Genomic DNA, 13,594 nt, shown 5'->3' with positions numbered 1-13,594 from the left:
CGTATTGTCTCCACCCGCATAGCGGGTGGTTTTTTGTTTCGCGCCTGTCAGGCGCTCAACAGGCTAAAGCCCATAAACAAAAGGGACGCTCCCTGTACGGGAGCGTCCCTTGTTCTTTTATCAGCTGTTTCCCGTCCCCTCGTTTCCAGCCTGCCGGAGCGACTGGGGAAAGATGGAAGCCGGAAGGCCCCTTTTTCTTGCGCCGGGCAAGGGGGGCTCCTTCGAGGATCTTTCTTCTACGACGTGGGCGGCACGATGGGATCGCCGTACATCTTCCAGGTCAGCGGGCGATAGATGGAGATCAGGGCCATGGCGAAGATGATGGCTACCTGGACCAGGCTGGCCCAGAGTTCTTCCGGCAGGATACAGGAGCGCACGAAGCGCAAGGGCCAGTCCAGCCCCATGGGCGTGAGCCACTCGATGCAGCGGTCACCCACGGGCAGCCAGAAGAAGGTGCCCCAGAAACCGGCGCAGAAACTGATGATCCACTTGATGGTGACCCAGGCGAATTTGAAAAAGCCCAGCGAGGTGAAGATGGAATAGAACAGGCCGGTGAGCACACAGCCGATGAGCCCGGGCATGACCACCCAGGAATCCACGATATAGCGGCAGTATTCCACCAGCTTCACGGTCGCCGGATCGTCCATGCCCAGTTTGAGGAAACCGAGGGCCTGCATGGAAAAGGCGCCGCCCGCCCAGGCCAGGGCCGCCAGCAGGTGCAGGGCCTTCATGCCCTTGATGATATGGTTGTCACGTGCGCTCACGCCCTTGCCGCGCGAGCCGTAATTCCTGACCCGTTCGCTGAACACCATGACATCCTCCCGCACGCCCCCTGCGGGGCCTGCTCTGCGACGCCCTTTCCCGGGGCAGCCGCTCTTTTGACGCTACCCAGCGGAGCCTGTTTTTTCAAGCCCCGCGGGATGGCTGCGAGGGACGCAGGCATCCCGCACGCTCCGGAGCCGTCCGTCCGCGTGCCATGCTCCCGGTCACAGGAAGCCCCATCTCTCCCTGCCGGGCCTTCGGGAAACGATCGGGCCGTAGGGCAGGCCCCGGCAAAAAAAGCCGCCCTGCGCCTCCATTAGGCACCGGGCGGCCTCCACGGCGCGGACAGCGCCCGGGAAACCCGTGGGACCAAGGCCCGTCCGCCTTCGTTACAATTCCAGCAAGGCCCGCCAACGGGGCAGCTCGGGCTGCAATTCCAGATAGTCGTCCGGCAGGGCGGGCGGCGCGGCCTGGGCCAGGGCCCGCTTCACATCGTCCAGGCTGCCGGTACGCAGCAGGCCGGGGACGTCCTGCAAGGGGCACAGGTCGAAGCCGTCCGAGGGCAGCATGACCATGACGGGCAGCTTTTTGAGGGCCGCTTCCAAGACCACGGTGGTGGAAGCGGACGACCAGACCACGGTACCGGGCACCAGATGGGTGGCGATGGGGCCGTCAGCAAAACGCAGACGCCCGGCCTGGGCCCCCAGCTCGTGACGCAGGTCGGCCTCCACGGAAAGATAGGGATGCGGCTTGACCACGATCTCCCAGCCGTCCAGCAGGCCCGCGTGCACGGCCCGGGCCAGCAGACGCACATGGTCGGCGGTCTCGTCGGCAAAAAAGCCGGTCACCACCAGCAGGCGGTGGTGCGTCTGCCCTTCCTGCGGCGGCACGGCGGACTTGCGGGCATCGACGAGATACATGTAGCGCAGGGCCTCCACCAACTCCAGACGCTCCTGCGGCACACCGGCGGCCTGCCACTGCCGCAGGGCCCCCTGCCCGTTGGCGCAGATGCGGTCGGGCTGGAAGGGCGCGCAAGCGCTGTCCGTGAAGGTGGCCGGATCGTCGAAATAGCGGAAGTCCGTGGGCCGGATGGTGGAATGCTGCGCCCCGTACACGGGCCCGCCCGCGCCGGGCGTGGTGTGGGCGGCATGGGTCAGCATGCGTTCCCAGGGGCAGTTCTCCAGCGGGAAGGTGAACCAGCGCTGGGGCCCGGCGGCCTTCACATAATTGTCGATGCCGCGCTGTTGCAGGCAGCGCTCCAAACAGCGCCAGCCCCGGAAGGTCTCAGCCCAGTCCTCGGCCATATAGGCCCAAAAGTTCAGGCGGGAGCCCTCGAAACGGCAAAGCTCGCGCATGGAGGCCTCCAGACGGCGGCTGGTCCAGGCCAGACGCAGATAGCGCTTCCAGGCGGCCCGCAAGTCGGCGGTCGTGAGGAATTCCTCCAGATAGTGGAAGCTCACGCCGTCCTGCCGTGCGGCCCGCAGACGGTCCCGCATCCTGATGCAGCCGGCCAGATCCATCTGCGGCGACGGGAAGCGGATGAACAGCCAGCGCACGGGCGTCCTGGCCGCCGCCGCGCACAGGGCGTCGTGCAGGCCCTCCCAGTAACGGGAGCGGAAGCGGCCCGCTGCCGCGGCTTCCATGTCCACATTGGGGAAATAGGTGGCGATGGTGCCCGTGGTCACATGCGCGGGCGGCAGGGTGGGCAGGGCCCCGCCCCTGGGCCGGAGGGGCAGGCGCACCCGGAACCACCAGTGGAGGAAGCGCCCGGCCGCGCGCAGCAGGGAGGGGCAAGCCTCATAGATGCGACGCAGCCGGCTGCGGTAGCGCCCGTCACGGCACTTGGGATCGTGATAGTCCGCGAACTGCCGCCCCGTGGCCTGGCAGAGCGCCAGCAGGGTCTCGCACAGCCGGTCGTCGCCGCCCACCAGACGCAGGGCCGTGAAGCCGCCCTCGTCCAGCAGATGCTCCAGGGTACGCAGCTTGTAGATCTCGTAAAGCAGGGGCGTCATCTTGGGATGGCGCTCGTAGAGCAGCGAACACCACCACATGGACAGCTTTTCCCCGGCCTGGAAATGCTCGTGCAGCAGCGCCCCCTCCACGGGCCTGAGGCCCGTCCGGCAGGCCCATGCGGCGTGCTCGCGCCGGATCTCCGTCAGCCGGGCATCGCACAGGGCAGGCAGCGAGATGTGGTCGCCGGGCACGTCCCGCAGGTTCCAGTGGGCCACGGCGGCGGACGTCTCCAGATGGAAGGCCAGCGGCGCTCTGCTATCGGCCAGCAAGGTAAGTTCTTTCATGGGCGCTCCTTTCCGGACAGGGGAAGAAAAAACGGACGGCATGGTGCCGTCCGTGCAGGCTCAGGCTTTGAGGGCCGCGGCGATGGCCGGGCCGTAGGGCGCGCGCAGGACGCCCTTTTCCGTGATGATGCCCGTGATGCAGTCAGCGGGCGTCACGTCGAAGGCGAAATTGAAGACCGGCACCCCTTCGGGGACGATGCGGGTCTCGCCCACATGGGTCACTTCCCGGTCGGGGCGCTCCTCGATGGGGATGTGTGCGCCGTCGGGCGTGCGCGGGTCGATGGTGGACAGGGGCGCCGCCACATAGAAGGGGATACCGAAATGTTTGGCCAGCAGGGCCACGCCGAAAGTGCCGATCTTGTTGGCGGCATCGCCGTTGGCCGCGATGCGGTCGGCCCCCACCACCACGCACTGCACCAGGCCCTTCTGCATCAGCAGGGCGCAGGCATTGTCGCAGGCCACGCGCACGTCGATGCCGTCCTGCTGCAGTTCCCAGGCGGTCAGGCGCGCGCCCTGCAGGAAGGGCCGCGTCTCGTCGGCGATGACCCGCACCTTCTTGCCCGCTTCCAGGGCGCCGCGGATGACGCCCAGGGCCGTGCCGTAACCGGCCGTGGCCAGGGCCCCGGCATTGCAGTGGGTGAGCACGGTGTCGCCGTCATTGATGCAGGACGCCCCGTGGCGGCCGATCTCGCGGCAGATCTCCACGTCCTCGCGGCGCATGGTCTCGGCCTCGGCCAGCAGGAGGGGGATGAGGGCCTCCATCTCCAGACCGGCATGGGCCCGCCACAGGGCCCGCATGCGCTCCACGCCCCAGCGCAGGTTCACGGCCGTGGGCCGGGCCGCCTCCAGACGCACCAGGGCCTGGTCATAGGCCGTGCGCCAGTCGGCACCGGCAGGCAGGCTGCGGCGCAGTTCCTCAAGGGCCAGCACGCAGCCGAAACCGGCCGTGACGCCGATGGCCGGAGCGCCGCGCACCACCATCACCTGCAGGGCCCGGATGGTCTCGTCCAGGGTGCGGATGGGCAGGTAGTCCTCGCGCCCGGGCAGGGCGCGCTGGTCCAGCAGATACAGGGTCATGGCGTCAGCGTCGAAACGGATATGGTGTTCCATGCGGTCCTCGATGGTTGAAGGGCGATAAAGGGTCCGTGAGATGGCGTAGCCTGTCCAATACCGACCACGGTAGCGCAAAGCCCTTATCTTGGCAAAGTGCTTTACAAATGCCGAACGCACTGGCTAATCTGGCTGAAGTTTTTGAACTTCAGCAGGAGAAGCGTCCCCATGGAAGAGTTCTCGCGCATCCAGCGCCTGCCCCCCTACGTTTTCGCGGTGGTAGGCGACCTTAAAATGAAGCTGCGTCGCCAGAATATTGATATCGTTGACTTCAGCATGGGAAATCCCGACATTCCCACCCCGCCGCACATCGTGGACAAGCTGGTGGAAGCCGCACAGAAGCCGGTGAACCATCGCTATTCGCTCTCCCGCGGCATCCCCCATCTGCGCGACGCCGTGTGCGAACGCTACAAGCGCCTCTATGATGTGGACCTCGATCCCAACACCGAAGCCATCGTGACCATGGGCTCCAAGGAAGGTCTCGCCCACCTTTCGCTGGCCATGCTCTCGCCCGGCGACGTGGTGCTGGCTCCCGACCCCACCTATCCCATCCACAAGTATGCGCCCATCATCGCCGGCGCCGACGTGCGCAGCGTGCCCATCGGGCCCGGCCGTGACTTTTTCGAGGACCTGACCGCCGCCACCAAGCAGGCCTGGCCCCGTCCCAAGCTGCTTTTCCTGTGCTATCCCCACAACCCCACCACGGAAGTGACCGACCTGGCCTTCTTTGAAAAGGTCGTGGAATTCGCCAAGGAGAACAACATCTGGGTCATCCATGACCTGGCCTATGCCGACCTGGTCTTCGACGGCTACAAGGCCCCCAGCTTCCTGCAGGCCAAGGGCGCCAAGGACGTGGGCGTGGAATTCTACACCATGTCCAAGAGCTACTCCATGCCCGGCTGGCGCGTGGGCTTCTGCCTGGGCAACCCCAAGCTCATCCACGCCCTGAGCCGCATCAAGAGCTACCTGGACTACGGCATCTTCCAGCCCATCCAGATCGCGGCCACCGTGGGCATGCGCAGCGGCGACGAAGAAGTCACCAAGATCTGCGACATCTACCGCCAGCGCCGTGACTGGCTCATCGACGGCCTCAACCGCATCGGCTGGGAAGTGCCCGCGCCCAAGGCGACCATGTTCGTCTGGGCCCGCATCCCCGAAGAGTTCCGCAAGATGGGGTCCGTGGAATTCTCCAAGCTGCTGCTCACCGAAGCGCAGGTGGCCGTCTCGCCGGGCCTGGGCTTTGGCGCCTACGGTGACGAGTACGTGCGCTTCGCCCTCATCGAGAACGATCACCGCACCCGTCAGGCCGTGCGCAACATCCGCCGCCTGCTCGGCGGCTCCAGCGATTAGGGGACACTATGGCCGACAGCAACAAGCCTCTGGTAGTGGGTCTGGCCGGGTTCGGCACCGTGGGCGGCGGTCTTGCCCGCCTGCTGGAAGAGAACGCCGGCATCATCCGTCAGCGTACGGGCCGGGACATCCAGGTCAAGAAGGTGCTGGTGCGCAATGCCCAGAAGGCGCGCACCGTGCCCCTGCCTCCCGGAGCCGACCTGACCACCAACCCTGACGAGCTGATCAACGATCCCGAGATCGACGTGCTGGTGGAGCTCATGGGCGGCATCGACGCCCCGCGTACCATCATCGACCGCGCCCTGGACGCCGGCAAGCACATCGTCACCGCCAACAAGGCCCTGCTGGCCGAGGAAGGGCTCGCCCTGTTCCAGAAAGCCGCCGGCAAGGGCCGCATCCTGCGCTACGAGGCCAGTGTTGCCGGCGCCGTCCCCGTGGTGGAGGCCCTGCGCACCAGCCTGGCCGGCAACCGCATCTCGTCCCTGATGGGCATCCTCAACGGCACCAGCAACTACATCCTGTCCGAGATGACCTCCAACGGTCTGGACTTCGATGTGGCCCTCAAACAGGCCCAGCAGCTGGGCTATGCCGAAGCCGATCCCACCCTGGACATCGACGGTCACGATGCGGCCCACAAGCTGACCCTGCTCATCCGCCTGGCCTACGGGGTCAATTATCCCTATACGGCCATGCCCGTGCGCGGCATCCGCGGCATGTCCAGCCTGGACATCGCCCTGGCCCGCGAGTTCGGCTACCGCATCAAGCTCATCGCCCAGGTGCGCGAACGCCGCGAGCCCGGCCAGCCCGACGACAAGGTGCGGCTGGAGGCGGGCGTGTTCCCGGCCCTGGTGCCCTATACGGTGCTGCTGGCCCGCGTGGGCGGCGTGTACAACGCCGTGCGCGTCAGCGGCAATGCCTGCGGCTCGCTCTTCTTCCACGGCCGCGGCGCGGGCGACCTGCCCACCGCCGGTGCCGTGCTGGCCGACCTCATGGCCGTGGCCCGTGACGAGAACCCGCACAACACCGGCTACGCCTGTGACGACCTGCCCCGCGCCAGCATCGTGCCGCCCGCGGAATGGCGTTCGCGCTACTATGTGCGCGTCATGGTCGAGGACGAGCCCGGCGTGCTGCGCGATCTGGCCGGCTGCATGGCCGACCAGGGCGTGAGCATGGCCCAGGTCATCCAGCGTACCGACGAAGGCAAGGGCGTGCCGCTGGTCTTCATGACCCATGAGACCACCGAAGAAGCCATGAGCACCGCCCTGCAGCGCACCCTGGATACCGGCATGCTGCGCCAGCCTGCCGTGTACTTCCGCGTGCTGGATTAACAAAAACGAACGCAGGGGGAGGCTCTCCCCCTGCACACGATCTCAAAATGATGGTGCCCGGCTCCGCGGGAAAGCCCGTGCCATCGTGAGACATTTCCCGCCACTGCCGGAGCCGTCCTCGCGGGGAGGGGTTCCGGGTGCTTCTCCAGCCACCACATCGCGCAGGGTCAGGAAACATCCCGGCCCTGCGCTTTTTACGCAGCCATGCTGCACGAGGGGCCCCATGATCATTCTGGAAGATCCGTATGTCTCGCCGGAGCTGGCCACCTTTGCCGCCGACCGGCAGGAACCTGTCCTGGATACGCCCGCTGCCCGGCAGGCCGGGCTGGATTACGGGCTGCACCTCAACCTTGTCTCCAGCCGCGACTTCGGCCGTCTGTGCTGCCAGGGGCAGCGCCTGTACAGTAATTCGGAAAACTCCCTGGACTGGCTCTACAGCCGTTCGGGCAATGCCGGGCTGGTGCGCGCCACAGAACTGCTCAAGAACAAGCTGCTGTTCCGCCAGCGCCTGGCCCCGCTCTTCCCCGATTTCCATTTCCGCGAGCTGACCCTGCGGGACGTCATGGAGACCCATTTCGAAAGCCTGCCCGGCCCCTGCGTGCTCAAGCCCGCGGTGGGCTTCTTCAGCCTGGGCGTCTACAGCATCGAGAACGCCCAGCAGTGGCGCGCCGCCCGTGACGACATCGCGGCCGGCGCCGTGCGCTGGCGCAAGGAATATCCCGCCGCCGTGCTGGACAACCAGGTCTGGCTGCTGGAATCCCTCATCCAGGGCACGGAATATGCCGTGGACGTCTATTTCAACAGCCGCGGCGAGGCCGTCATCTGCAACATCCTCCAGCACGACTTCGCCTCTTCCGAAGACGTGAGCGACCGCCTGTACTACACCAGCGCGGACATCATCCGCCGCATGTCCGGACCGCTGGAAGCGTGGTTCGACCAGATCAACGAGCGCCTGGGCCTGCGCGATTACCCCGTCCATGTGGAACTGCGCCGCGACGCCGACGGCCATATGGTGCCCATCGAGTTCAACCCGCTGCGCTTCGCGGGCTGGTGCTGCACGGACATCAGCCTCTTCGCCTGGGGCTTCCCCACCTACGGCTGCTATCTGGACGACCGGCGCCCGGACTGGGACAGCATCCTGCCCGGCCGCGAGGACAAGCTCTACACCCTCATCGTGCTCAACAAGCCCGCCGCCTGCCCGCCGGTGCGCTGCTTCGACTACGACGCCCTCTGCGCCCGCTTCCGCAAGGTCCTGCACCTGCGCCGCGGCTTCTACGACCGCTATTCCCACTTCGGCTTCCTGTTCACCGAGACCCCGGCCCATGACCGGGCGGAACTGGACGCCATCGTGCGTGACGACCTGCTGGGCTACGTCATCCCCGAAGACCATGAGGAGGCGCCCCAGGCCCGATAAGCAAACCAAGGAGGCTCTCATGAAGAAGATCGGCATCATCCGCTGCATGCAGACCGAGGACATCTGCCCCGGCACCACGGACTTTTCCTTTGCCGCCCAGGGCAAGGGCGCTTTCGAGGAACTGGGCCCCTGCGAGGTCATCGGCTTCGTCTCCTGCGGCGGCTGTCCCGGCAAGCGGGCCGTGGCCCGCGCCAGGATGCTGGTGGATCGCGGCGCCGAAGCCGTTGCCCTGGCCTCCTGCATCTGCAAGGGCAACCCCATCAGCTTCCCCTGCCCGCACCACGAGACCATGATCGCCGCCATCCGCAAAAAACTGGGCGACGGCGTGCCCGTGCTGGATCACACGCACTAGGGATACGCATGAGATAGGAGCGGGAGGGGAATCCCCTCCCGTACTGCCCCTTTCCGGCGCGTACGCTCCCGGGCCATGCAGGGCGGCTTCCTGCCATGCCTCGTCCTGACGGGAGACCGTCATGGGCCAAGGCGCGGCACGGTACGCTACCGTCCGCCGGGGGCACGGGCAGCACATCTTCCTGTCCCGTCGCCGGCCCGTCACCTTCATGACGACCGGCGGTCACACAAAGCAGGCATGCTGGGCATGGCATGTCCCCGGCTCCCCGACGCGCAGCAAGGATGTCCCCAGCCCGGGCAGGCCCGTAAGGATCGGGAAGGCCAAGGCGGCGCGGCCGGGCCCTCCCCCCGCCCTTTACCTTCCCGCCGCTGTGGGCTATGGAGGGGATGACCGCCTGTTCCGGCGGGCCGCATTTCATCATCAATCACGGACAAAACGGATTCAAAAGGAGAAGTCATGGCGGATATTCTGATCATCGGCGCCGGTGGCGTGGGAAGCGTGGTGGCGCACAAGTGCGCCCAGTTGGCCAAAGAAGGGGCCTTCGGCAAGATCACTCTTGCCAGCCGTACGCTTTCCCGGTGTGACGAGATCGCCCGCTCGGTCAAAGCCCGTCTGGGCGTCGACATCGCCACCGCCCAGGTGGATGCCGACAACGTGCCCGAGCTCTGCGCCCTCATCCGTCAGGTGAAGCCCCACACCGTGCTGAACATCGCCCTGCCCTATCAGGACCTGCACATCATGGACGCCTGCCTGGAATGCGGCGTGCATTATCTGGATACGGCCAACTACGAGCCCCTGGATACCGCCAAGTTCGAATACAAATGGCAGTGGGCCTACCAGGAGCGCTTCAAGCAGGCCGGCCTCACCGCCCTGCTGGGCTCCGGTTTCGACCCCGGCGTCACCAACGTCTTCTCGGCCTGGGTCATGAAGCACGAGCTGGACGAAGTGCATGTGCTGGACATCATCGACTGCAACGCCGGTGACCACGGCCAGCCCTTCGCCACCAACTTCAACCCCGAGATCAACATCCGCGAAGTGACCGCCCGCGGCCGCTACTGGGAACGCGGCGAATGGGTGGAGACCGATCCCCTGTCCTGGTCCATGACCTACGACTTCCCCGACGGCATCGGCCCCAAGAAGTGCTTCCTCATGTACCACGAGGAACTGGAATCCCTGGTGCAGAACCTCAAGGGCCTGAAGCGCGCCCGCTTCTGGATGACCTTCTCGGAAAACTACCTGAACCACCTCAAGGTGCTGGGCAATGTGGGCATGACCCGCATCGATCCCGTGCGCTTCCAGGGCCAGGACATCGTGCCCATCCAGTTCCTGCGCGCCCTGCTGCCCGACCCCGCCTCCCTGGGCCCGCTGACCAAGGGCAAGACCTGCATCGGCAACGTCATGCGCGGCATCAAGGACGGCAAGGAAAAGACCGTCTACATCTACAACATCTGCGACCATGAAGCCTGCTACGCCGAAGTGGGCTCCCAGGCCATCTCCTATACCACCGGCGTGCCCGCCATGATCGGTGCCAAGATGATGGTCTCCGGCCAGTGGCTCAAGCCCGGTGTGTGGAACATGGAACAGTTCGACCCCGACCCCTTCATGGCCGACCTCAACGCCTACGGCCTGCCGTGGCAGTGCGTGGAAGTGAAAGACTAGTCCCTTTCGCGCCGGCAACGCTGTTTCAGGGGGAAGGGGCCCGCGGGCTCCTTCCCCCGTTGCGCTCCGGCCCGGGAACAGACCCGCCGCCCCTGCGGCCAGGCCCCGGACGGCAGCCCTTTCTTCACCCCAACCCTTGCAAAAGACCAAAACATGAAGCATCTCCTGCCCCTGCTGGATCCCCGTACCGTCCCCTCGCCCTGCTTCGTGCTGGACGAAGCCCGTCTGGCGGCCAATGCGGCCATCCTGGACAGCGTGCAGCAGCGCACCGGCGCCAAGATCCTGCTGGCCCTCAAGGGCTTTGCCGCCTGGGACAGCTTTTCCCTGCTCTCCCGCGCCAAAGGCCACGGCCCCCTGTGGGGTACCTGCGCCAGCTCCGTGGATGAAGCACGCCTGGGCCGCGAAGAATTCGGCGGCGAAGTGCACGCCTTTGCCGCGGGCTGGACGGAAGAAGAGCTGGACGAGCTGCTGCCGCTGGTGGATCACCTGGTCTTCAACTCCCTGGCCCAGTGGGAACGCTTCGGCCCCAAGGTCCGGGCCTGGTGCCGGGACAACGGCCGCGAGATCAGCTGCGGCCTGCGCATCAATCCCGAACATTCCGAAGGCGCCGTGGCCATCTACAATCCCTGCTCCCCGGGCTCCCGTCTGGGCATCCGGCCGCACCAGCTGCCCGAAACGCTGCCGGAAGGCATCTCCGGCCTGCATTTCCATACCCTGTGCGAACAGGGCTCCGACGCGCTGGAACGCACCCTGGATGCCGTGGAGGCCCGTTTCGGCAAGCAGCTGGCCCAGTGCAAGTGGATCAATTTCGGCGGCGGCCATCACATCACCCGCGAAGGCTACGACATGGACCGCCTCTGCCGCTGCATCACGCGCATGCAGCAGAACTACGGCGCGCAGATCTATCTGGAGCCCGGCGAGGCCGTGGCCCTCAATGCGGGCTGGCTGGTGGCCACGGTGCTGGACGTGGTGCAGGCCGACATGCCCATCGCCATCCTGGACACCTCGGCCTCCTGCCACATGCCCGACGTGCTGGAGATGCCCTACCGCCCCAACCTGCTGGCCCCGGAAGACGGCGAGCTGCGCCTGGCGGGCGAAAACGGCGAAAAGGCCTGGACCTGCCGCCTGGCGGGCAAGTCCTGCCTGGCCGGGGACGTCATCGGCGAATACAGCTTCGCCGCGCCCCTCAAGGCCGGTGACCGCCTGATCTTCACCGACATGGCCATCTACAGCATGGTCAAGACCACCACCTTCAACGGCCTGCGCTTGCCGTCCATCGGCAGCCTGGCCGCCGACCTCGACGCCGCCGACCCGGCCGCCACGGCCCGTTTCCGTCTGGTGCGCCGCTTCGGCTACGAGGACTTCAAGACCCGTCTGTCCTAGGACATCGAGACCACAGGCCTTTTCCTGAACGCAAACAGCCCCCGCATGACATCATGCGGGGGCTGTTTGCTTGCATCCCTGCCAGCTGTTCCCTGGATGGAACACACCAGGGAAGGGGACATAGGGAGAAAGGGGCCCTTCTCGTATCGGCAGCGGCCGAAGGCGGCCTCAGGCCGTGCCCGTCAGCGACAAAGGAGCATTACGTGGACTGCAGAGACGCGGGCCCTCCCCTCATATTTTTTTACTGCTGTACGGACGTGGCCGGGGCCAGATCCTCGACGGAGCTCACGGGACGGCTGCCGGGATAGACCTCACCGGCACTGGTACCGAAATCGCGCTGGGGCGTCACGGTACCGCGCACGGCATGCACGGGCCCTGCCGGCTGCGCCTGCGTCCGGGCCGTTGCGACCTGCCGTTCCTGTTCCAGCCGCTCCAGGCGACGGGCCTGCTGCTCGCGGGCCTGTTCCGCGGCCTTGCCCCAGCGGGGGCTGCTGCTGCGCGCCATGGGCACCGGCGTGCTGCCCGCGGCCCAGATCAGGCTGGTATCCCGCGTGGAGGAGGCTCGCTGGGCGGCATCGAAGCCGCTGCGGCCCGTTTCCTGTCCGGCCAGCTGCACATCGGGGAAACTCTCCGGCGGCATGAGCTCGCGGCCGTCAGGCAAAGGCTGCCGGGTGCGCCGGGCCATGAGCAAAGGCGGTTCGGGGTCCAGGCTGCCGTCCAGAAAATCGCTGACCGTCACGAAACGCTGACAGCCCCCGGCCTGCAGCTGCGCGATGATGCGCGGCAGGTTCTCCAGCGTGCCGTGCACCGTATCGTGGAAAAGGAAGATGCCGCGCAGATCGTTGTTGACGTAACGCTGACCCCGCGTGTTGACCAGAGCGGCGTAATCCTCGCGCACGCCCCGCCAGTCCTCGCTGTCCAGCGACCAGAGCACGACCTTGAGGTCCATCTGCTCGGCAGCTTTCAGGGTGATGTCATTGAACGAACCGTACGGCGGGCGCAGGAAGCGGGCCTCGATGCCCAGGGAGCGCAAAAATCGCTGCACCCTGCCGATCTGCTCGCTCTGGGCCGCCAGGTTGAGATGGCGCAGATTGGGATGGGAATAGGTATGGATGCCGATCTCGTGACCTTCGTCATGGATGCGCTGCACGAGGTCGGGATGGCGCTCGGCGTTCCGCCCCAGCACGAAGAACGTGGCCGGGATGTTGTGCGCGGCCAGGATGTCGAGGATCTGCGGCGTATTGGCCGAAGGGCCGTCATCGAAGCTCAGGGCGCAGAGGTTCTCCTGCATGGGCTGCGCGATGATGCGCACACCATCGTAGACCCGGCACTGGCGGACACTGGCATCATTCATTACCAGCGCCGAGAGGGAGGCAGGCTCCAGAGGGCCGGAGAGCTTCCGGGCAGTGGCGGAGACGCGCAGCGGCGTGCCGCTGTCCGGGACGGCCTGGGCACAGCCCGGCAACAAAAGCAGGGCCGCCAGCAGCAGCCCCATGCCCATGCGCGACGGGAAACGCGCATCACGATCTTTGCCGGTCACGGCCCTGCGGCCCTGCCGGAAACGGGAAAACATCATCTTTTCCACCCTGAACTGAAGTGTTTTTCTACCTAACACCGGCCCTCCGGGACTGCAAGGCTATTTATCAGGAACGAATATCAATTTTTATCCTTTTATTCCAGCTAATTACAAATGAAATTAAACTTTTTTCAAATTTTTCAATTTTTTTCTTGACCCCGAGGGGTGTTTCCCGTACAAACACTCTTGTTCGAGAGGACAACGACGGACAGTTAGCTCAGTTGGTAGAGCACCGCCTTCACACGGCGGGGGTCACAGGTTCAAGTCCTGTACTGTCCACCACTACGGAGCGGTAGTTAAGACGGTTATAACGCCGGCCTGTCACGCCGGAGGCCGAGGGTTCGAGTCCCTTCCGCTCCGCCA

10 protein-coding genes and 2 tRNA genes are annotated in these 13,594 nt (G+C 65.8%); 8 read left to right on the top strand and 4 right to left on the bottom strand.

Features of this window, described 5'->3' with window-relative positions; genetic code table 11:
- Nucleotides 1-236: 236 nt before the first annotated feature.
- The 3 genes from HF854_RS10950 to mtnA form a co-directional block, all read right to left on the bottom strand.
- Nucleotides 237-812 carry a hypothetical protein gene (locus HF854_RS10950; protein ID WP_205906111.1) on the bottom strand — a complete coding sequence of 192 codons (576 nt, stop codon included), beginning with the start codon at nt 810-812 and terminating at the stop codon, nt 237-239.
- A 339-nt stretch (nt 813-1,151) separates the two neighbouring features.
- Nucleotides 1,152-3,059, bottom strand: coding sequence for a TIGR04326 family surface carbohydrate biosynthesis protein (locus HF854_RS10945; RefSeq protein WP_168936316.1), 1,908 nt, complete (start codon nt 3,057-3,059; stop codon nt 1,152-1,154).
- Nucleotides 3,060-3,119: 60 nt separating this feature from the next.
- Nucleotides 3,120-4,169, bottom strand: coding sequence for an S-methyl-5-thioribose-1-phosphate isomerase (gene mtnA / locus HF854_RS10940; protein WP_168936315.1), 1,050 nt, complete (start codon nt 4,167-4,169; stop codon nt 3,120-3,122).
- Between the two features lie 168 nt (nt 4,170-4,337).
- On the opposite strand from mtnA, the gene HF854_RS10935 reads away from it, so the two are divergent.
- From HF854_RS10935 to nspC, 6 genes are all read left to right on the top strand, one after another.
- Nucleotides 4,338-5,519, top strand: a complete 1,182-nt coding sequence (locus tag HF854_RS10935) for an aminotransferase class I/II-fold pyridoxal phosphate-dependent enzyme (RefSeq protein WP_168936314.1) — start codon at nt 4,338-4,340, stop codon at nt 5,517-5,519.
- 8 nt (nt 5,520-5,527) lie between these two features.
- Entirely contained in the window at nt 5,528-6,847 is a 1,320-nt protein-coding gene (locus HF854_RS10930) for a homoserine dehydrogenase (RefSeq protein ID WP_168936313.1), read from the top strand.
- 223 nt (nt 6,848-7,070) lie between these two features.
- Nucleotides 7,071-8,261, top strand: coding sequence for an ATP-grasp domain-containing protein (locus HF854_RS10925; protein ID WP_168936312.1), 1,191 nt, complete (start codon nt 7,071-7,073; stop codon nt 8,259-8,261).
- 19 nt (nt 8,262-8,280) lie between these two features.
- Entirely contained in the window at nt 8,281-8,613 is a 333-nt protein-coding gene (locus tag HF854_RS10920) for a CGGC domain-containing protein (protein ID WP_168936311.1), read from the top strand.
- 456 nt (nt 8,614-9,069) lie between these two features.
- A complete protein-coding gene (locus HF854_RS10915; protein ID WP_006007027.1) occupies nt 9,070-10,272 on the top strand; it encodes a saccharopine dehydrogenase family protein in 1,203 nt (400 codons plus the stop codon).
- A gap of 153 nt (nt 10,273-10,425) precedes the next feature.
- Nucleotides 10,426-11,655 carry a carboxynorspermidine decarboxylase gene (nspC, locus tag HF854_RS10910; RefSeq protein ID WP_168936310.1) on the top strand — a complete coding sequence of 410 codons (1,230 nt, stop codon included), beginning with the start codon at nt 10,426-10,428 and terminating at the stop codon, nt 11,653-11,655.
- A gap of 241 nt (nt 11,656-11,896) precedes the next feature.
- On the opposite strand, the gene HF854_RS10905 is transcribed toward nspC, so the two are convergent.
- The gene (locus tag HF854_RS10905; protein WP_168936309.1) at nt 11,897-13,231 is read right to left on the bottom strand and encodes a polysaccharide deacetylase family protein; all 1,335 of its coding nucleotides are present in this window, start codon (nt 13,229-13,231) and stop codon (nt 11,897-11,899) included.
- 206 nt (nt 13,232-13,437) lie between these two features.
- Between HF854_RS10905 and HF854_RS10900 the strand changes: the two genes are divergently transcribed.
- Both HF854_RS10900 and HF854_RS10895 read left to right on the top strand, forming a co-directional pair.
- Nucleotides 13,438-13,513 (top strand) — tRNA-Val (locus tag HF854_RS10900).
- Nucleotides 13,514-13,517: 4 nt separating this feature from the next.
- Nucleotides 13,518-13,594: transfer RNA gene (locus HF854_RS10895), tRNA-Asp, on the top strand.

The sequence above is a fragment of the Desulfovibrio piger genome (assembly GCF_012843875.1).
In the GTDB taxonomy this organism is placed as follows: Bacteria; Desulfobacterota; Desulfovibrionia; order Desulfovibrionales; family Desulfovibrionaceae; genus Desulfovibrio.
The sequence above is the reverse complement of the archived record's forward strand: the minus strand, read 5'-3'. Positions and strand labels throughout refer to the sequence as shown.